This is a genomic window from Streptomyces sp. NPDC005494, assembly GCF_042872025.1.
Classification (GTDB): domain Bacteria; phylum Actinomycetota; class Actinomycetes; order Streptomycetales; family Streptomycetaceae; genus Streptomyces.
The window spans coordinates 94,595-112,377 of sequence record NZ_JBIAJR010000002.1 but is presented as its reverse complement, the minus strand read 5'-3'; the positions used below and the strand labels follow the sequence as shown (position 1 = coordinate 112,377).

Sequence of the window (17,783 nt, the reverse complement as noted above, 5' to 3'; positions counted from 1 at the left end):
AGTTGATGCCCCGTCAACCGTTTACGCATTTGGGGCATTTCAGCTGACGGATCAAGACGATTGGGGGCACTTGCCGGACTTTTCCGCTGCCTGGCATTCATCGAATCCGATGGTGTATAACGCAGGCGGAATTCACATCGACAGAAAGCACGGCAATGCCGACGACCGAAGAACCGGCAGGACCGGAAACGTCCGAAACCCTGGACGGCACAAGGGCTTCCGAGACGCCGGAAGAGCGCCGCAGCGACCGCAGCGGCATCGCCGTAGCCGCGGCCCTGCTGCTCGCATGCGGTGTGTTCGTCACCTTCGGAGTCCTCGACTCCGATGACGACCCGGTGGACAAGCGGCGGGCCACGCCCACCGCCGAGGTGACCTACGAGGTGCTCGGCGAGGGCTCGGCCGACATCTCCTACCGCGGGGCCGGCGGCGACAAGGCGGATGTCGTCACGAACGCAGGCCTGCCGTGGAGGAAGACCGTGAGCGTTCCGCTCGGCGCTTCCCCGATCGTCAACGTCACCCTCGGCGAGAAGGGCGGCACGGCCAGCTGCACCCTGGCCGTAAGCGGCAAGCACGTCCAACGCGCCACCGCCACCGGTGCCTTCGGCCGGACCACGTGCAGCAGCGAACTCCCCACCCCCGAAGCGCCCGCAGCCGCTCAGGGAACCCGGTGACCTCACATCTCTTCCGTCCTGCGGCCAGGGCCGCGGCGGCTGCCGCCGTCGCCCTCACGCTCCTCGGTCTCGCCTCCGGCACGGAAGTGGCCCGCGCCCCGGCCGGGAGGGGGCGTGATCACAGCGATGAGGACCGACAAGACGCATCGGCCGGTCTGTGACGACGACCACAGGCGTGAACATCGAGCACAGAAGACCGCGCCGTAGCCCTGACGGCGGTGCGGGACGGGTTCCGCCCGGTCGGCGATCACGAGCCGGGCCGCCCGGGCGTCGTGGCCGCCACGCGGACCAAGGATCATCACGACCGACGCGGCAGCCGGGCCGTGGCGTCCTGGCGAGGGCTGCCGCCTTGACCGGGTCAGCCGCGTCTCAGCTCCGTCAAGCGCGCCGGTCCCCGACCGGTCCCAGAAAACGATCAAGGGCCGGTCTCGGATTTCTCCGAGACCGGCCCTGACCTACGACTCTCCCGAGTCGGGACGACAGGATTTGAACCTGCGACCCCTTGACCCCCAGTCAAGTGCGCTACCAAGCTGCGCCACGTCCCGCTGTCCGTCTGACCTGGGCTTTCGCCCTGGCCGAACGCGCATGAGAACAATACCGCACTTGCACCGGTGCTCACGAACCCATTGCCGGAGGCTTGACCTCAACCTCGATTGAGGTTGAACGCTGGGGCACATGACAACCACGACCTCCGCACCGCCCCTCGGATACGACGACCTGGGCCGGCTCATGAGCCTCATGACGGGCGACGAGAAGCACGGCCCCGCCGCCACCTCCACCCTGGACGCCCTCTGGGTGCTCTACGACCGGGTGCTCCGGGTCTCGCCCGGCACCGTCGACGCACCCGGCCGCGACCGGTTCCTGCTGTCCAAGGGACACGGCCCCATGGCGTACTACGCCGTGCTGGCCGCCCGTGGCTTCTTCGTCGAGGAGCTGCTCCCGGGCTTCGGGGCGTACGACTCGCCCCTCGGACACCATCCCGACCGGCTCCTGGTGCCGGGAGCGGAGATCGGCAGTGGTTCGCTCGGGCACGGGCTCCCCCTCGCCGTGGGCAGCGCGCTGGGACTGCGGGCGCAAGGGCTCACGGACCCGCGGGTGTGGGTACTGACCGGCGACGCGGAGCTGGACGAGGGCAGCAGCCACGAGGCGATCGCCTTCGCCGGGCCGGCCGGCCTCGACCAGCTGCACACCGTGGTGATCGACAACGCCTCTGCCACGCATGCCAGGCCCGGCGGAATCGCGGCCCGGTTCGAGACGGCGGGCTGGTCGGTCCGCACCGTGGACGGCCGGGACCACGAGGCGCTGCACATCGCCTTCACCGCACCGCACCCCGGCCGGCCCCACGCGGTGATCGCCCGCGTGGCACCCAAGGGCTGACCGGCGCAGAACACAGCGCATCTGTCGCGTGACATCACGGAGGACACCGCACATGGACACCATGCGTGACCGTTTCATCGCCACCACCACACGACTGCTCAAGGAGGACCCCCGCCTGGCCCTGGTGCTGGCCGAGATCAGCAGGGACGGCTTCGAAGGCGCTGCCAGGGCCCACCCCGACCGGGTGGTCAACGTCGGGATCAGGGAGCAGCTGCTCATCGGCGCGGGGGCCGGAATGGCCCTGACCGGGATGCGGCCCTTCATGCACACGTTCGCCAGCTTCCTCGTCGAGCGGCCTTTCGAGCAGGTGAAACTGGACCTCGGCCACCAGGGGGTGGGTGGCGTCCTGGTCAGTGCCGGGGGCTCGTACGACTGGCCGGCGGGCGGCTTCACCCACATGGCACCGGGCGATGTCGCGCTCCTCGACACGCTCGACGGCTGGACGGTGCACGTGCCGGGCCACGCCGACGAGGCCGAGGCGCTCCTGCGGCAGGCCGCCACCGGGGACGACCGCGTCTACGTACGGCTCTCCCTCCAGTCGAACCGTACGGCCCGCCCGGTCGGCCCGGCGCTCAGCACGCTGCGCCAGGGAGCGGGCGGGGTGGTGATCGCCGTCGGGCCGATGCTCGACAACGTACTCACGGCGACGGACGGCCTGGACGTGACCGTGCTGTACGCGGCGACCGTGCGCCCCTTCGACGCGGCGGGACTCCGCCGCGCGGCCGGTGCGTCCGCCAGCGCGGACGTGGTCATCGTCGAGCCCTACCTGGCGGGTACGTCGACCGCGAAGGCGAACGACGCCCTGGCGGACCTCCCCCACCGCGTGCTCGGGCTCGGGGTGGGCAGGGCCGAGCTGCGCCGGTACGGGCAGATGGCGGACCATCTCGCGGCCCACGGGCTCGACGCGCGCGCCCTACGGCAGCGGATCGCGGGCTTCCTGGCCCTCTGACCCCTCAGCCGCCCTCGGAAGGCGGCAGCGCCACCCCCGGATACGCCGAGTGGAGCCGGCGAGGGGCGGCCTGCCGCCAGGAGTCGACGAGCACCGCCGTCAGCTCGGCTGTGTCGTCGAGGGCGGCCAGCCGCACCCGCAGCCAGGCGTAGGCGTCGTCATGGCCCGGCCGCACGAAGAACTTCTGCGGTTCCGAGGCGATCAGCTCGGCGCGGTCCTCGACCGGGCATTTCACACCCATCGTCGCGTCGTCGTCCCCGAGCGCGGCGAAGATCTTGCCGGCCACCCGGAAGGTGGGCTGCCCCCATGCGAGCTTCTCCGAGGTCTCGGGGAGGGAGAGCGCGATCGCGCGGACGTCGTCGGCGGTGGTGGGCATACCCGTCTCCCGTCTGGCTCTGCGGTCACTCCGACGGTAGCCCGCAGCAGCGAGGGTCGTGCGCCGACGCGGGAGTTCCTCGCGGCATTGACCCGACCATGCCATGAACTTACTCTGAGTCACGCACCCCAGAAAGCGCTTTCCACCCCTGCCGGCCCCCACCCCGCACCGGGAGCGCCCTCATGAGCAGCAGCCCGTTACGCAGCAGCCCCACGCCCCAGGCGTCCTCCCCGGCGTCGATCGCCCTCGTCGCACTCGTCGCGATCCTGGCGCTGATCGTCGGCTCGGTGACGGGTGCCGCACTCCCCAGGGATTCCCCGGCCGACTTCCGCGTGCTGGTGTTCTCCGGCAGATCCGCGGCGGCGACTCCGGATCCGGTCCCCGCCGCAGTCTCGGCGCTGCGGAGGCTCGGCGCCGAGAACGGGTTCGGAGTCGAGGCGACGGACGATCCGGCCGTCTTCGAGGACGACGGTCTGGCGCGTTTCGACACGGTCGTCTTCAACAACACCGCCTCGGCACAGAACGGCGCGCTCGACTCGGGCGAGCGTGCCGCCCTGCGGAGATACATCCGGGCGGGTGGCGGCTGGGTCGGCCTGCACGACGCCTCCGCGGACACGGGCGACTGGGACTGGTACGAGGGGCTGGTCGGCGCGGAACTCGACCGCGCCACTTCGCCGCAGACGGGTCGCATCAGGGTCCTGGACCACGCGCACCCCTCCACGGTGACGCTCCCCGACCTCTGGGAGCACACGGAGCACTGGCCCAGCTGGCGTGCCGACCCGGGCGCCGTGCACGCTCTCGCCCGGATCCGGGTGGGCGAGGGGGTGGATCACCCTTGGTCCTGGTGCCAGAACTACGACGGCGGGCGTTCCTGGTTCACGGCGGGTGGGTCCGTGCCGTCGGCCTTCGAGGACGAGGCCTTCCTCGCCCATCTGCTGGGCGGCATCGAATGGGCGGCGGGCGCAGCGAAGGGTGACTGCACGGCGACACAGGCCGGGGCCTTCCGGCGGACGGCGCTCGCGGCCGGGGGCCTGACCGATCCGGTCGACGTCGCCGTGGCGCCCGACCGCCGGGTGTTCGTCGCCGAACGCACGGGCGAGCTCAAGGCCGTCGACCAGCGCACGGCCCGGATCTCCACCGCCCTCGACCTCGCCTACGCGCCGGAGGCGGCCACGCGCTCCGACGGTCTCATCGCCCTCGCGCTGGATCCGGGCTTCGAGGAGAACGGCCGGCTCTACCTGCTGCATACCGGCGCGACGGGGAGCCGGCTGCATCTCTCGCGGTTCACGATGCGCGGGACCAGGGTCGATCCGGCGTCGGAGAAGCGCCTGATCTCCCTGCCGGGCCGTCGCTCCACGAGTGGTGGTGCGTCCTCCTCGTCCGGGTCGCTCGCCTTCGACGCGGCCGGTCACCTGTACGCCGCGTCGGGCGACAGCACGCTTCCCTCCGCATCGGCGGCATCGGAGGACCTGCGTGGCGCGATCCTCCGGATCACGCCCCAGGACGACGGCACCTACACCGTGCCGGAGGGGAATCTCTTCGCTCCGGGCACGGCCGGGACCGCCCCCGAGATCTATGCGACGGGCATGCGGAACCCCTACCGCTTCACCGTGGACCGGAAGGGCGGCGCCCTGCTGATCGCCGACGACGGTACGGACGGAGCGGTGGGGTACTCCCGGATCACCGAAGCGGGGCGGATCGGCCGGCCGTACTGCGCCGGCGGTGCTCCCGGGGACCCGGTCTGCGCGCCCCGGGTCGCCGGTTCGCCCGGCGCCACGGACCAGGCCCCCGCCGCCGGTGCGATGAGCGGGCCCGTCTACGCCTACGATCCGGGCAACCCCTACCGGACCGGGTTCCCCGAGTACTTCGCCGGGAAGTGGCTGACGTACGACCGGACCGCCCGGCGATTCCGGACACTCTCCTTCCAGCGCTCGGACCAGGTGTTCCCCTCGGGGCTTCCGAAGGCCGAATCGGGTGAACTCCAGTCCGTGGACGGGGTGTTCGGGGACATGGAGTGGGGGCGTCCGGCCGCTGCGGTCTTCGGCCCGGACGGCGCCCTGTACGTCATCGACCCGGGGCTCGGCAGCGGTACGGACGGTGAGGGCGGCAGCGAGGGCGAGGGCGTCTTCCGGATCGACCATGTCGGCGACGGCCGGTTCCCCGAGGCCGGCATCACCTCCGACCGCGACAACGGCTCCGCCCCGCTCACGGTGACCTTCACGGGAAGGGCCACCGATACGGGAACGACCACGAGTGCGGGCGCAGGGGCAGGCGGGGGCACCGGCGCGCGTACGGACACAGGCGCGGGCCCGGGTTCCCGCCCCGCAGCGGCAGAACGGGTCACGTACGCCTGGGACTTCGACGGTGACGGCGTCACCGACTCGACGCAGGCCAGCCCTTCGTACACGTACCGCACGGCCGGGCTGCACACGGCGCGGCTCACGGTGACCGGGCCCGGGGGTGCGTCGGCGACGGCAGGCCGCGCGATCACCGTCGGCAACACGCGGCCCCGGGTGACCGTCCGGCGGCCGTCGGACGGAGGCCTCTTCCGCTTCGGCGACACCATCGGGCTCACCGTGGACGTGGCGGACGAGGAGGACGGTGGTGGCGTCGAGGGCGGAGCACGCGCCGATGTCGACTGCTCGCGCGTCCTCGTACGGTCACTCCTCGGCCACCCCACCCGGCTCCTGCCCCGTGCGGGCTCCTCGGGCTGCCACGGATCGATCGCCACGAAACCCGGGGCGGGCACCGGTGCCGGCCTCCACCGGGTGACGGTGGAGTACACGGACGAGGGCGCTCGTGGCGCGCCCGAACTCACCGGCTCCGCCTGGCTCACCCTGCGCACCGCTTTCCAGGAGGCGGAACGGTTCACGTCGACCGGGGGCGACCATGGCGGCGCCGTGGCCGGCAGCCGCGCACATACCTCGGGTGGCAGGGCGCTGACCGAGATCGAGGACGGCGACTGGGTCGCCTTCGCCCCGGTGGACCTGGCGGGCGTCCGCTCGGTGACGGTCGGTGCGACGCCGTGCGGCCTGGGCGGCACCGTTCAGTTCCGGTCGGGCTCCCCGAGCGGTCCTCTGCTCGGTTCGCTGTCGGTGCCGGCAGTCGCGGAAGGAGGGCGTGCCACGCGCCCGGGCGGAGTCGTGTCACGTACGGCGGCACTGACGAGCGGGGGCGGTGACGCGCGCCTCTACCTGGTGTTCGTCAATGCCCGCTGGAGGAGCGAGGCGCCGGATCTGTTCACGGTCGACTGGCTGCGGTTCGGCGGGCCGCGCACCGGCTGACACACCCGTGGCCTGCCGGAGCTGATGCCTGGGACGGCACGCGGCCGGCATGCGCGCGAGGCGGATCAGGGGCGGTGGGCCTCCCGGTGCTCGATCTGCGCGACGATCTCCCGGGCGAGCAGCTTGATGACGTCCAGTCCCGCCCGGCCCCAGGGCCGTGGCACGGTGTCCACGGCACAGACCGTGCCGAGCGCGACGCCCGTCCGGTCGATGAGCGGTGCGCCCAGGTAGGAGCGGATGCCTATGTCGTCGACCACGGGATTGCCCGCGAACCGCGGGTAGTCGCAGACGTCCTCCAGCACCAGGGCCTTGCGCCGTTCCAGGACGTGCGGGCAGTAGCCGTGGTCCCGGGCCATGTAGCGCCTGCGGCTTCCCCCGGCCGCGGCAGCCGCGCCGAGGTCCGCCCCGCGCGCCGTTCCGGCCGGAGTGTGCAGCCCCGCGAAGAACTGCCGGTTCTCGTCGATGAAGTTGACCATCGAGAACGGGGTCGCGGTCACCTCGGCCACCCGGTCGGCGAAGGCGTCGAAGCTGTCGTACGTGGCGTCCGCCCGCTCCCCCAGCCCGAGCCTGCGCAGCCGCGCGCTCCGGCGGGGAGCGTCCTGGTCGACGGGCGTGAGCAGCGGCCGGCCGTCCCCGTACGACGTCACGGATGGGCCCCGAACCCCGAGAGCGGCGCCGGCGCAGTGGCGTTGATGAGGTGCTGGACGAGGGTGACCAGCGCGCCCGTGCCCGAACTGGCGATGCGGGCGTCGCACAGGACGACGGGTACCTCGGGCCCGAGGTCGAGCGCCGCCCTCACCTCTTCCGGCTCGTAGCGGTAGGCGCCGTCGAATTCGTTGACGGCGACGATGAACCCGATGCCCCGGCGCTCGAAGAAGTCGACGGCCGCGAAGCACTCCGCCAGCCGCCGGGTGTCTGCGAGCACGACGGCGCCGAGCGCCCCCTTGGAGAGTTCGTCCCACATGAACCAGAACCGCTCCTGGCCGGGTGTGCCGAACAGGTAGAGCACGTGCTGCGCGGACAGCGTGATCCGGCCGAAGTCCATGGCCACGGTCGTCGCCGTCTTGGACTCGATGCCTTCGAGGCTGTCCGTCGCGACGCTGACCTGTGTCAGGAGCTCCTCGGTGCTCAGCGGTGCGATCTCGCTGACGGCACCCACGAACGTGGTCTTGCCGACGCCGAACCCGCCCGCGACCAGGACCTTGAGCGCGACGGGAAAGAATTCGGAGCTGTCAGAGCTGTCGTCGTAGACCATCGAGCACTGCCTCCAGCAGGGATCGGTCGGTGGGCATGTCATGGAATGCGGGAGCGTGCGCGGTGACCGCCCCGCAGTCCACCAGGTCGGACAGGAGGACCTTGGTGATGACCGCGGGCAGTCGGAGATGGGCGGCGATCTCCGCGACGGACGTGGGGGCGTCGCAGAGTTCCAGGGCCACGGTGTGTTCGGGTCCCAGGTGGCCCTGGGGCCGACTGCCCGTGGCCATCACCAGGGAGAGCAGATCGAGCACGGTGGTCGGCCTGGTCCGGCCGTTGCTCACGGTGTACGGGCGGATGAGCCGGCCGGCCGCGTCGTCGAGCAGGGGCCCGTCCTGCGGGGCCGGCATCCTCACAGCCCCGGGGTGAACGGCGCTCCGGCCGGCTGCCGGAGGGGCGTCATCAGGTAGGGCCGCACGCTCTTGACCAGCATGGCCATCTCGTACCCCAGTACGGCGGCGTCCGCCTCGCGCCCCGCGAGGACGGCGAGACAGGTGCCGGAGCCCGCGGTCGAGACGAACAGGAGCGTCGAGTCGAGCTCGACGACGACCTGCCGCACGTCACCGTTGTCTCCGAAGCGCGCGCCCGCACTGCGGCCGAGGGAGTACAGCCCGGCGGCCAGGGCCGCCATGTGATCGGCGCTGTCGGCGTCCATGCCATGGACGGATTTCACCAGGCCGTCCGCCGAGAGGAGGACCGCGCTGCGCGTGTAGGGCACGCGCTGGACCAGTCCGCTCAGCAGCCAGTCGAGGTCCGCGACCTGACCGGACGGCATTTCGCTCGTCATGTGGCATCTACTCCTTGAAGTTCTCGGTTCGTGGATCCGGCTCGGAGAGCCGGGGCCCGGGGTGGCCCGGGACCGGGCGCCCCGTGCCGGGAGTCGCGGTGGTGCCGCGGAACGGCAGCGGCGCGAGACCGGGCGACGTCTGTGCCCCGAGCGCCGCTGCGGGAGGGGGGCCTCCTGCGGGCACGGCGTCCGGTGCGCCCCAGGCGGTTCCGGGGTCCTCCTCCGCCGTCTGCGCCTCGGCCAGGTCGACCCCCCTCCGGAAGGCGGCCATCAGCCCCGGGTCGTGCAGGGCGTTCTCGTCCTCGGCCCGTCGCACGGGGGCCTCCCTGAGCTGGGGGGCCAGATGCTCCTGGTTGCTGCGCCTGGGGAGTTGGGGCCGCCCGTGGCCGGCGGGAGCTGCGGGGGCGGCCGGTGCTTCGGCGGGACGTCCGTGCTCCGCCTGGGCCGGCACGGGCGCGGGCGTGACGCGCTCGGCGGGGGTGACCGCCTCGGCGGGCGGCACCGGATCGACGGGGGCGGCGGGCCCGGCGGGACGCGCGGCAGGAGGGGACGCGGCGAGGTTGGGACGGTCGACCCGCTCGGCGCGCAGCGGCAGGGGCGGCCCTTCGTCCTGGCGCCGGGACTGGCGGGGCGGCTGGTCCAGCCGCAGCGGGGGCTGGGCGGCGGAGACCTGGTTCTCGTCCGAGACCGGCGGGCGGTGTACGGGGCCGGGGGCCGGCACCGGCGCCGCGCCGGGCTCCGCGGTGGTGTCGATGTCGATGCCCAGGAGTACCTCGGGCAGGACCAGCACCGCCTGCGTGCCCCCGTAGATGTTGCTCTGCAGCCGCACGGCGATGCCGTGTCTGCGGGCCAGGGAGGCGACGACGAACAGGCCGATGCGGCCGTCCTGCAGGAGGTGGGCGACATTGACCTGGTCGGGGTCGGCGAGCAGCGTGTTCATCCGCTTCTGCTCGGGGCCCGGCATGCCGAGTCCCCGGTCCTCGACCTCCAGGGCGAGCCCGGCGGTCACGCGCTGTGCGCGCAGCAGGACCTGGGTGTGGGGTGCCGAGAACACCGTGGCGTTCTCGACGAGTTCGGCGAGGAGGTGGATCACGTCGGCGACGGCGTGTCCGCGCAGCGTGCCGTCGATCGGCGGTACGAGCTTGACGCGCGGGTACTGCTCGACCTCGGCGATCGCCGAGCGGAGCACCTCCGTCATGGAGACGGGGTTGCTCCACTGCCGCCGGGACACGGCGCCGCCCAGTACGGCGAGGTTCTCGGCGTGCCTGCGGATGCGGGTGGCGAGATGGTCGACGTGGAAGAGGCCCTTGAGCAGGTCGGGGTCCTCGACCTCGTGCTCCAGTTCGTCGAGGATCTGGATCTCACGGTGCACGAGCGACTGGAGCCGCCGGGCGAGGTTGACGAAGACCTCGACCTTCTGTTCGTTCCCGTTGCCGCGGAACAGCTGCGAGGCCTGGACGACCGACGCGACCGCGTCGTTCTGCGCCCGGCCCATCTCCTGCGCGAGGAGGTCGAAGGCGTCGGCGTCGGGCGCTGCCCCGGGTACGGCCCGCCGGGCCGGCACGGGTTCGCCGTCACGCAACTGCTCGACGACGTGCCGGAGCTCGGCGCTGTGCTGGGCGCTGGCGCGCCGCAGCGCGAGGCAGCGGTCGATCACGCCGCCGGCGACACGACCGGCCCCCAGGTAGGCGGCGGCCACGGCCGCCACGGCCAGCGCCCCGGATCCTCCGAGGGCCGCCAGAAGACTGCCGGACGGGCGCACGCCGGAGGCCCGGATGGTGAAGATGACTGCCGCGGCGCCGCTGAGCACGGCTGCCACCGTGGGCAGGAGGGCGGTGCGCAGTACCTGGGGCCGCAGTCGGGCGTCGGGGGCGGGCCGTGCGGTGCGCGGCCGGTTCTGGGCCGAGTGCGAACGGCCACCCGGACGGCCGTGCCGTCCGCCTTCGCGGCGTTCCGGTCGCGCGGTGGGTGCGCGAAGTTGAGACATCATCGTCCTCGGTACGTGGGGCACCAGGAATCGGCATTCGTGTGGTGACACCTACGGTGGTCGGTCAGGCCCGGGTCAACGGCTGGGGCAGGCTCGACCGATAGGAGCCCACCGTTGATCACCGGCCACACACGGTAGTCGTCAATCGTCCGTGCCCGGCGTGCAGTTGTCGAAGTTGCCCGCCATGCGTCCCGCTCTGGTATGACACCTCGCACGGGCAGCCGAATACCTCCGGACGCCGCTCCGGACGGACGGCCGAGTCCCGAACTCCTGCACGATTCACGGGCAGGGCGACGCCCCGGCGCCTCCCGGCACGCAGAAGGAGCGGGAGCCCCGGACGGTCCGGGGCTCCCGCTCCTCATCACTCCGTACGCGCGCTCAGTCCAGACGCGGGACGGGCACCTGGGAGAAGTCGGTGTCCGACGCCAGGTGGAAGCTCGGGTAGGCGGGCTGGTTGTAGGTGGTCTGCTGCCGGGCCACCTCCACCCTGTACTGCGGGTCGTGCATCAGGGTGTACAGCTTGTGGTGGGTGAGTTCGGTACTGGTGTAGATACGAACGGAGGAGCTGTCGGCTGTCGGCAGCAGGAGCTCTTCACGCCAGTCCCCGAGGATGTCGGCCACCAGGGACGGGTTGCACTTGGTGTAGTTGTTCGTCGTCGTGCCGTCGGCCGTGAGCAGGGTCCCGCGCCGCCAGTCCCGCAGTTCGGGCGTCTGGTACGTGGTGGTCGTGGCCCCGTGGACGATCTGTGTGGTCAGGTCGGCGGCCCAGCGGATGCTCTGGTTGGTACCGGGAGTCTCCTTGCCCATGGGCTCGCCCTGTGTGCTGAAGAGCCCGACGGGGTCACCGCCCGTATCCTCCACCGCGTTGGACCAGACCTCGAGCCCGGGGCGGGAGGGTCGACGTCGCCGATCATGCCGCGCCCGGTGTCGACACCGGTGTATCCGCCGAAGAGGACCTCACCGGTGGCGGCGTCGCGCATGGTGTAGCCGTACGGCGCCGAGGTCCCGGCCTCGTGGACGGTGAAGATCTCCGTGCCGGGCCGACGGGGGTCGATGTCGGCGACGTCGCGAGCACGTCCACCTCCTGCTCCGCGAGCATCCGCTCCAGCTGGTCGGGGTGGTAGTGACGCGGCCGGTGGCCGGCCGCGCGGACCTTCCCGTCGTAGTGCCGCATGCGGGTTCCGCTGGGATCGCGCCACGCGACCGGCACCGCGATGTCGGCGTAGTCGGTGAGTATGGCGTTCACGTACATCGCCGCCCGGGAGCCGGTGCCGTGGACGGCGTAGCGCCGGGGGACGGGACGGCGGTTCTCCGGTCGGTGCGAGGGGAATCCGGACATTGCGGAACCGGGACGCAAAACTGCCTCCATCGATACGGTTCGGGACTGCCGGTGGCGGGTGCGACCTGCTGCTGTGCCGGCGTTCAGCGCTCGTGCACGACCACGGACTCCAGCGGTGGCACCGTGAGGCGTCCCACCGCGTCCCGGCCGCTCAGGAGCTCCCGTCCCTCGGCGGGCACCTCGACGGCGCGTTCGGTGTGGTTGATGACGAAGAGGAAGCTGCCGCGGTCGTCGGCGTGCCGCCGTACCGCCTCGACGCCCTCCGGGAGACCGGCGACGACAGGGGCGACGCCGGCCTCGGCGATGAGGGCGTCGACGATTCCGGCGACGCCCTCGTCGTCCGGGCGTGTGGCGACGTACCAGGCGCTGCCCCTGCCGGCGTCGTTGCGGGTGACGGCCGGCAGACCCGCGAGAGGCCCGTCGGCCCAGGTACGCAGCGCCTCGGCACCTTCGAGGTGCGTCTTCTCGCTCCAGAGATCGGCACGCGTGCCGTCGTCCAGAGTCAGCACTTCGCCTTCCTGGAGCGGGTAGAACTCCTCGGTGCGCACGCCGAGGAGGTCACGGAACGCGCCGGGGTAACCGCCGAGCCGGACGTGGTCGTGTTCGTCGACGATGCCGCTGAAGAAGGTGACGAGCACAGCGGCGCCCGCGTGCGCGGCCCCGGCGATGCGTGCGGCGTCCTCGTCGGAGACGGTGTGGAGCGTGGGGACGACCAGGGCCTTGTACGCCGACGCGTCGGTCGCGGCGGAGACGATGTCGACGGCGATGCCGCGCCGCCACAGTGCGCGGTACCAGCGCATCACCTCCTCCATGTAGCCGAGGGCCTGGGTGGGGCGGCCCTCTGCCTCCGTACTCCACCAGGAGGGGTAGTCGACGACGAGCGCGACGTCCGCCCTGACACGGCTCCCCTTCACCGGAGCCAGCGCCTTGAGGATCCGGCCCAGTTCCACGGTGTTGCGCCACACGTCGGTGTCCCGGCCGGCGTGCGGGAGCATGGCGGAGTGGTACTTCTCGGCGCCGGCGGCCGACTGGCGCCACTGGAAGAACATCACGGCGTCCGCGCCGCGCGCCACGTGGGAGAGCGAGTTGCGCAGCATCTCCCCGGCGCGCTTGGCACTGTTGCGCGGCTGCCAGTTGACGGCCGAGGTCGAGTGTTCCATCAGCATCCACGGCGCCCCTCCGGCGACGCCGCGGCTGAGGTCGGCGCTGAAGGCGAGCCCGATGTGTGCCTCGGGGTCGCGTGCGACCAGGTAGTGGTCGTTGGCGACCACGTCCATGTGCTGCGACCAGGAGAAGTAGTCGACCCACTTGTTCGCGGTGGTCATCATGAAGTTCGTCGTGGTCGGGACGTGCGGGGTGACCTCGCGCAGCACCTCGCACAGAGCCCTGTAGTGGACGAGCTGCTCGTCGGAGGAGAACCGGGCGAAGTCGAGCTGCTGGGTGGGATTGACGAAGGTGGGAGAAGCCCTCGGCGGGAGGATCTCGTCGAAGGAGTCGTAGCGCTGCGACCAGAAGGCCGTCCCCCAAGCGGCGTTGAGCCCTGCGACGGTGCCGTAGCGGTTCTCGAGCCAACCACGGAACGCCTCGGCGGCGGCGTCCGAGTGGTCGTGCGGCACGTGACAGCCGAGTTCGTTGTCGACGTGCCACAGAGCCAGTGCGGGGTGCTCGCCGTAGCGCTCGGCCATCCGGCGGGTCATCCGCACGGCGTAGTCACGGAACACCCGCGAGGAGACCGCGTAGGACTGCCTGGAACCCTGGTGGAGCACGGTGCCGTCGGCCAGCTCGGGCAGGATCTCGGGGTGCGTGCGTGTGAGCCACGGCGGCGGTGAGGCGGTGGCGGTGGCGAGGGCGACGCGTATGCCTCCGGCGTGCAGCCGGTCCAGCACCGCGTCCAGCCATTCGAAGTCGAACTCTCCTTCCCGTGGCTCCAGTTGCGCCCAGGAGAAGATCGCGAGGCTGACGAGGCCGACGCCGGCCTCCCGCATCAGCTCCACGTCCTCCACCTGCACGTCCAGGGGCCACTGCTCGGGGTTGTAGTCACCTCCGTAGGCGATGCCGGGGGTGTGCAGGGGCCAGGGGCGTTCGGTCGGCATGCCGGTCCGTCCTCTCGCGGGCACGCGGATGCCCGTTCCGGTGTGAGTGATCTGCCGAAGCAGCGGAATGAAACGATTCACGATCGTGCTGCACGACACGTGGTGTCGATCGGTGACTGCGGCCGTTCCCTCACGGCCCTCGCACGTCGAGCGGCAACGGCCGGTCCGTCCGGCCGGCCCGGGCCGCCCTCGAGGCCCGGGCCCCGCTCGCCTTCCGCAGAGGTGATCCGCGGCTGTGCGGGGTGCTCCGCCGTCGTCACGCCGACCGCATCCCGCTTCGGCAGGAGCCTAGGCAGGGCGCTGTGTTGACGTCAACATTCCTGCACCAGGTAACGAGGTATCCCCCGACGGGAAGGCGCATGTGCGCGGTGCGGTACGGCCGCCGTCCACGTGAACTCATGCCGCTCAGCGGTCCACTCCACCTGCTCCGGCGCAGCGCGCAGCAGGGGCACGGCTCCGCACGACCGGGGCCCGCCGGGGCCGCGCGCCCTCTCGCATACCCTGGCGGGATCACTCAGTACTCGGCACGGGCGCCCGGGAGAAGCCATGGACGGCGTGGAAGCAGAATCCGGGCCGGTCCGGCCGCGCAGACGTGACGCGTCCATCGACGACGTGGCCCGGCACGCGGGCGTCTCCGGACAGACCGTGTCCCGCGTCGCGAACGGCCGCAGCAATGTGGGAGCGGCCACCCGGGAGCGTGTGCTGGCGTCGATGCGTGAGCTGGGGTACCGCCCCAACAGTGCGGCCAGGGCGCTGAGGTCGGGACAGTTCCGCAGTATCGGCGTCATCGTCTTCACCCTCACCTCGTACGGGAATCTGCGCACCCTGGAGGCGGTCGCGGCGGCGGCCACGGAGCGGCGGTACACGATCACGCTGATGCCGCTGGAACGCCCCACCCACGCCGATGTGGACGTGGCTCTCGACCGGCTCGGCGAACAGGCCGTCGACGGGGTCATCGTGCTGATCGAGTCACATCTGATCGGCGCGGCCGAAGCGCAGCTGCGCCGCGGGATCCCGGTGGTGACGGTGGATGCGCGGGTGGCCGGCCACTCCCCCGTCGTCGACACCGACCAGGTGGCGGGCGCACGGCTGGCGACCGAGCACCTCCTGGGGCTCGGTCACGAAACGGTGTGGCACGTCGCCGGGCCCCGGGACTCCGACTCCGCCGGCCTGCGCCTGCGGGGCTGGCGCGAGACCTTGCGCGCCCATGGCCGGCCGGTGCCCCCGCCGCTCCACGGCGACTGGTACTCGGATTCCGGTTACGCGGCGGGACGTCGGCTGGCCGCCGAGCCGGGGGTGACAGCCGTCTTCGCGGCCAACGACCAGATGGCGCTGGGAGTGCTGCGCGCGTTGACGGAGGCGCGGCTGCGTATACCGGAGGATGTGAGCGTCGCCGGTTTCGACGACATGCCGGAGGCCGGGAACTTCATTCCCCCCTTGACGACCGTCCACCAGGATTTCGCCGCCATCGGCCGGACGGCCGTGCGGGCGCTGGTCCAGGAGATCGAGGGCGGTCCCCCCGCGGAGCACCGAGGGATCGGTCCGCGCCTGACGGTCCGGAGCAGCACCACCGGGCCCGCCGCCCACCGGATCACCGGTGGATCCGTGACCCGCTGACTTGTGGCGCGCGGAGCGGGGCCCGCGCCGGGAGCACCGGTGGGATGCCCGACGGCCGAGGGCGTGGCCGGGCGGGCGGTGAGGGCGGAGACGGCCTGGGCGGGCTGCCGCACCCGGCTGAGCGCGGGCTCGAGGCAGGTACGTGTTCTCGATATGCCGACGACATGCGGGGGCTCGTAGCATCGGGACCATGCGTGTGCTGATCGTCGAGGACGAGCCCTATCTGGCGGAAGCCATCCGCGACGGCCTGCGTCTGGAAGCCATCGCGGCCGACCTCGCGGGGGACGGCGACACCGCTCTGGAGCTGCTCGGCGTCAACACGTACGACATCGCCGTCCTCGACCGCGACATCCCCGGACCGTCGGGTGACGAGATCGCCGCACGCATCGTCGCCTCCGGCAGCGGCCTGCCGATCCTGATGCTCACTGCCGCCGACCGTCTCGACGACAAGGCCTCCGGCTTCGGGATCGGCGCCGACGACTACCTCACGAAGCCGTTCGAGCTGCGGGAACTGGCACTCAGGCTCAGAGCGCTCGACCGCCGGCGCGCGCACATCAGGCCGCCTGTACGGGAGATCGCGGGCCTGCGGCTGGATCCGTTCCGCCGCGAGGTCCACCGCGACGGCCGCCCCATCGCGCTGACCCGGAAACAGTTCGCCGTACTCGAGGTCCTCGTCGGTGCCGAAGGCGGTGTCGTCAGCGCCGAGGAGTTGCTGGAGCGGGCGTGGGACGAGAACGCCGACCCCTTCACCAACGCCGTGCGCATCACCGTCTCGGCCCTTCGCAAGCGCCTCGGCGAACCCCGGGTCATCACCACTCTGCCGGGCGTGGGCTACCGCATCGACACCCGTCCGCAGGCCGGGTACGAGGGCGGCGACCGTGCGTAGGCGGCCTGGACCGAGCGTCCGCTTCAAGCTCACCCTCAGCTACGCGGGATTCCTCATGCTGGCCGGCGTCCTGCTGCTGGCGGCGGTGTGGGTGTTCCTCCTGCGGTACGTCCCCGAGCGCGCGATGCTCATCAACGCCGATGACCGGCCCACGAACGGCGTCTTCCCCGTCCGGTCGAACCTCCTGGACGTCTTCGCGCCGAGGGCAGCCGCGGTCCTGGCCTTCCTCCTGGTGATCGGCCTCGTGGGAGGGTGGATCCTCGCGGGCCGCATGCTCGCCCCACTGACCCGCATCACCGAGGCCACACGCACCGCCACGAGCGGATCGCTCTCGCACCGGATCCGGCTGCCGGGCCGCGAGGACGAGTTCCGTGAACTCGCCGACTCCTTCGACGCCATGCTCGAACAGCTGGAAGCACACGTCGCCGAACAGCGGAGGTTCGCGGCCAACGCCTCCCATGAGCTGCGCACCCCGCTCGCGGTCTCGAAGACGCTCCTCGACGTGGTCCGCGCCGACCCCACCAGCGACGCCCGCGACGCCATCGAGCGTCTGCACGCCGTCAACACCCGGGCGATCGACCTCACCGAGGCACTGCTCCTGCTCAGCCGTGCCGATCAGCGCTCCTTCACCCGGGAAGCCGTCGACCTGTCGTTGCTGGCGGAAGAGGCCACGGAGACGCTCCTTCCGCTCGCCGAGAGGCGTGGCGTGACGATCGAGACCTCCGGCGACCTCGCCGGCACCATGGGGTCGCCCACGCTCCTGCTGCACCTGACCATGAACCTCGTACACAACGCGGTCGTCCACAACCTGCCCGAGCTGGGCACCGTGTGGGTGAGCACCGGCGCCCGCCCCGGCACCGTGGTGCTCACCGTCGAGAACACCGGGGAACGACTCGCACCGCGGCTGGTCCCGACCCTCACCGAACCCTTCCAGCGGGGCACCGAGCGCGTGCACACCGACCACGCGGGCGTCGGCCTCGGCCTCGCGATCGCCGAACGTGTCACCCAGGCGCACGACGGCACACTCACCCTCACGCCCCGCCCCGAGGGCGGGCTCCGCATCACCGTGGAACTGCCGTCGGCGCCCCCGGGCGCCGGCACGTGACGCACCCACCCCGCCCTCGCAAACCCGTGCGATTCCACGGTCCCCCCGCGGGGTAATG

14 protein-coding genes, 1 tRNA gene and 1 pseudogene are annotated in these 17,783 nt (G+C 71.8%); 7 read left to right on the top strand and 9 right to left on the bottom strand.

Annotation, left to right across the window (positions count from 1 at the left end):
• Positions 1-155: 155 nt before the first annotated feature.
• A complete protein-coding gene (locus ACFYQ6_RS06345; protein ID WP_388761065.1) occupies positions 156-671 on the top strand; it encodes a hypothetical protein in 516 nt (171 codons plus the stop codon).
• 471 nt (positions 672-1,142) lie between these two features.
• On the opposite strand, the gene ACFYQ6_RS06340 is transcribed toward ACFYQ6_RS06345, so the two are convergent.
• A tRNA-Pro gene (locus ACFYQ6_RS06340) sits at positions 1,143-1,216 on the bottom strand.
• A gap of 130 nt (positions 1,217-1,346) precedes the next feature.
• Here ACFYQ6_RS06340 and ACFYQ6_RS06335 point away from each other — a divergent pair.
• Both ACFYQ6_RS06335 and ACFYQ6_RS06330 read left to right on the top strand, forming a co-directional pair.
• Positions 1,347-2,048 (top strand): transketolase, encoded by a 702-nt coding sequence (locus ACFYQ6_RS06335; protein ID WP_388761062.1) that lies wholly within the window; start codon positions 1,347-1,349, stop codon positions 2,046-2,048.
• Between the two features lie 52 nt (positions 2,049-2,100).
• Positions 2,101-2,997 (top strand): transketolase, encoded by an 897-nt coding sequence (locus ACFYQ6_RS06330; protein WP_361573282.1) that lies wholly within the window; start codon positions 2,101-2,103, stop codon positions 2,995-2,997.
• Positions 2,998-3,001: 4 nt separating this feature from the next.
• Here the strand turns inward: ACFYQ6_RS06330 and ACFYQ6_RS06325 are convergent, their stop codons facing one another.
• Complete coding sequence (locus ACFYQ6_RS06325) at positions 3,002-3,373, bottom strand: MmcQ/YjbR family DNA-binding protein (protein WP_388761059.1); 372 nt, start codon at positions 3,371-3,373, stop codon at positions 3,002-3,004.
• A 182-nt stretch (positions 3,374-3,555) separates the two neighbouring features.
• Between ACFYQ6_RS06325 and ACFYQ6_RS06320 the strand changes: the two genes are divergently transcribed.
• On the top strand, positions 3,556-6,657 hold the full coding sequence (locus ACFYQ6_RS06320; protein ID WP_388761056.1) for a ThuA domain-containing protein: 3,102 nt from the start codon (positions 3,556-3,558) through the stop codon (positions 6,655-6,657).
• Between the two features lie 65 nt (positions 6,658-6,722).
• Here ACFYQ6_RS06320 and ACFYQ6_RS06315 read toward each other — a convergent pair whose 3' ends face one another.
• From ACFYQ6_RS06315 to ACFYQ6_RS06285, 7 genes and pseudogenes are all read right to left on the bottom strand, one after another.
• Positions 6,723-7,304 carry a GAF domain-containing protein gene (locus ACFYQ6_RS06315; protein WP_361573288.1) on the bottom strand — a complete coding sequence of 194 codons (582 nt, stop codon included), beginning with the start codon at positions 7,302-7,304 and terminating at the stop codon, positions 6,723-6,725.
• Positions 7,301-7,912 (bottom strand): ATP/GTP-binding protein, encoded by a 612-nt coding sequence (locus tag ACFYQ6_RS06310; RefSeq protein ID WP_361573290.1) that lies wholly within the window; start codon positions 7,910-7,912, stop codon positions 7,301-7,303. The genes ACFYQ6_RS06315 and ACFYQ6_RS06310 overlap by 4 nt, the downstream gene beginning before the upstream one ends.
• Complete coding sequence (locus ACFYQ6_RS06305) at positions 7,890-8,261, bottom strand: DUF742 domain-containing protein (protein WP_388761053.1); 372 nt, start codon at positions 8,259-8,261, stop codon at positions 7,890-7,892. Before ACFYQ6_RS06305 ends, ACFYQ6_RS06310 begins: the two co-directional genes overlap by 23 nt.
• 2 nt (positions 8,262-8,263) lie before the next feature.
• Complete coding sequence (locus ACFYQ6_RS06300; RefSeq protein WP_033302663.1) at positions 8,264-8,698, bottom strand: roadblock/LC7 domain-containing protein; 435 nt, start codon at positions 8,696-8,698, stop codon at positions 8,264-8,266.
• 7 nt (positions 8,699-8,705) lie between these two features.
• Positions 8,706-10,685: a sensor histidine kinase gene (locus ACFYQ6_RS06295; protein ID WP_388761050.1), complete on the bottom strand. Its 1,980-nt coding sequence runs from the start codon at positions 10,683-10,685 to the stop codon at positions 8,706-8,708.
• 378 nt (positions 10,686-11,063) lie between these two features.
• Positions 11,064-11,884 (bottom strand): annotated as a pseudogene (locus ACFYQ6_RS06290) (hypothetical protein).
• Between the two features lie 223 nt (positions 11,885-12,107).
• Positions 12,108-14,117 (bottom strand): beta-galactosidase, encoded by a 2,010-nt coding sequence (locus ACFYQ6_RS06285; RefSeq protein ID WP_388761047.1) that lies wholly within the window; start codon positions 14,115-14,117, stop codon positions 12,108-12,110.
• A gap of 546 nt (positions 14,118-14,663) precedes the next feature.
• On the opposite strand from ACFYQ6_RS06285, the gene ACFYQ6_RS06280 reads away from it, so the two are divergent.
• The 3 genes from ACFYQ6_RS06280 (at position 14,664) to ACFYQ6_RS06270 (ending at position 17,725) form a co-directional block, all read left to right on the top strand.
• Positions 14,664-15,734 carry a LacI family DNA-binding transcriptional regulator gene (locus ACFYQ6_RS06280; RefSeq protein ID WP_388761044.1) on the top strand — a complete coding sequence of 357 codons (1,071 nt, stop codon included), beginning with the start codon at positions 14,664-14,666 and terminating at the stop codon, positions 15,732-15,734.
• 190 nt (positions 15,735-15,924) lie between these two features.
• On the top strand, positions 15,925-16,620 hold the full coding sequence (locus ACFYQ6_RS06275) for a response regulator transcription factor (protein WP_361573301.1): 696 nt from the start codon (positions 15,925-15,927) through the stop codon (positions 16,618-16,620).
• Positions 16,613-17,725: a HAMP domain-containing sensor histidine kinase gene (locus tag ACFYQ6_RS06270; protein ID WP_361573303.1), complete on the top strand. Its 1,113-nt coding sequence runs from the start codon at positions 16,613-16,615 to the stop codon at positions 17,723-17,725. The genes ACFYQ6_RS06275 and ACFYQ6_RS06270 overlap by 8 nt, the downstream gene beginning before the upstream one ends.
• The last annotated feature ends 58 nt before the right edge of the window (positions 17,726-17,783 follow it).

Excerpts from the sequence above, each read along its gene's own strand:
- ACFYQ6_RS06345 (WP_388761065.1), top strand. The coding sequence starts at position 156 with ATGCCGACGACCGAAGAACCGGCAGGACCGGAAACGTCCGAAACCCTG.
- ACFYQ6_RS06335 (WP_388761062.1), top strand. The coding sequence starts at position 1,347 with ATGACAACCACGACCTCCGCACCGCCCCTCGGATACGACGACCTGGGC.
- ACFYQ6_RS06330 (WP_361573282.1), top strand. The coding sequence starts at position 2,101 with ATGGACACCATGCGTGACCGTTTCATCGCCACCACCACACGACTGCTC.
- ACFYQ6_RS06325 (WP_388761059.1), bottom strand. The coding sequence starts at position 3,373 with ATGCCCACCACCGCCGACGACGTCCGCGCGATCGCGCTCTCCCTCCCC.
- ACFYQ6_RS06320 (WP_388761056.1), top strand. The coding sequence starts at position 3,556 with ATGAGCAGCAGCCCGTTACGCAGCAGCCCCACGCCCCAGGCGTCCTCC.
- ACFYQ6_RS06310 (WP_361573290.1), bottom strand. The coding sequence starts at position 7,912 with ATGGTCTACGACGACAGCTCTGACAGCTCCGAATTCTTTCCCGTCGCG.
- ACFYQ6_RS06305 (WP_388761053.1), bottom strand. The coding sequence starts at position 8,261 with ATGCCGGCCCCGCAGGACGGGCCCCTGCTCGACGACGCGGCCGGCCGG.
- ACFYQ6_RS06300 (WP_033302663.1), bottom strand. The coding sequence starts at position 8,698 with ATGACGAGCGAAATGCCGTCCGGTCAGGTCGCGGACCTCGACTGGCTG.
- ACFYQ6_RS06295 (WP_388761050.1), bottom strand. The coding sequence starts at position 10,685 with ATGTCTCAACTTCGCGCACCCACCGCGCGACCGGAACGCCGCGAAGGC.
- ACFYQ6_RS06285 (WP_388761047.1), bottom strand. The coding sequence starts at position 14,117 with ATGCCGACCGAACGCCCCTGGCCCCTGCACACCCCCGGCATCGCCTAC.
- ACFYQ6_RS06280 (WP_388761044.1), top strand. The coding sequence starts at position 14,664 with ATGGACGGCGTGGAAGCAGAATCCGGGCCGGTCCGGCCGCGCAGACGT.
- ACFYQ6_RS06275 (WP_361573301.1), top strand. The coding sequence starts at position 15,925 with ATGCGTGTGCTGATCGTCGAGGACGAGCCCTATCTGGCGGAAGCCATC.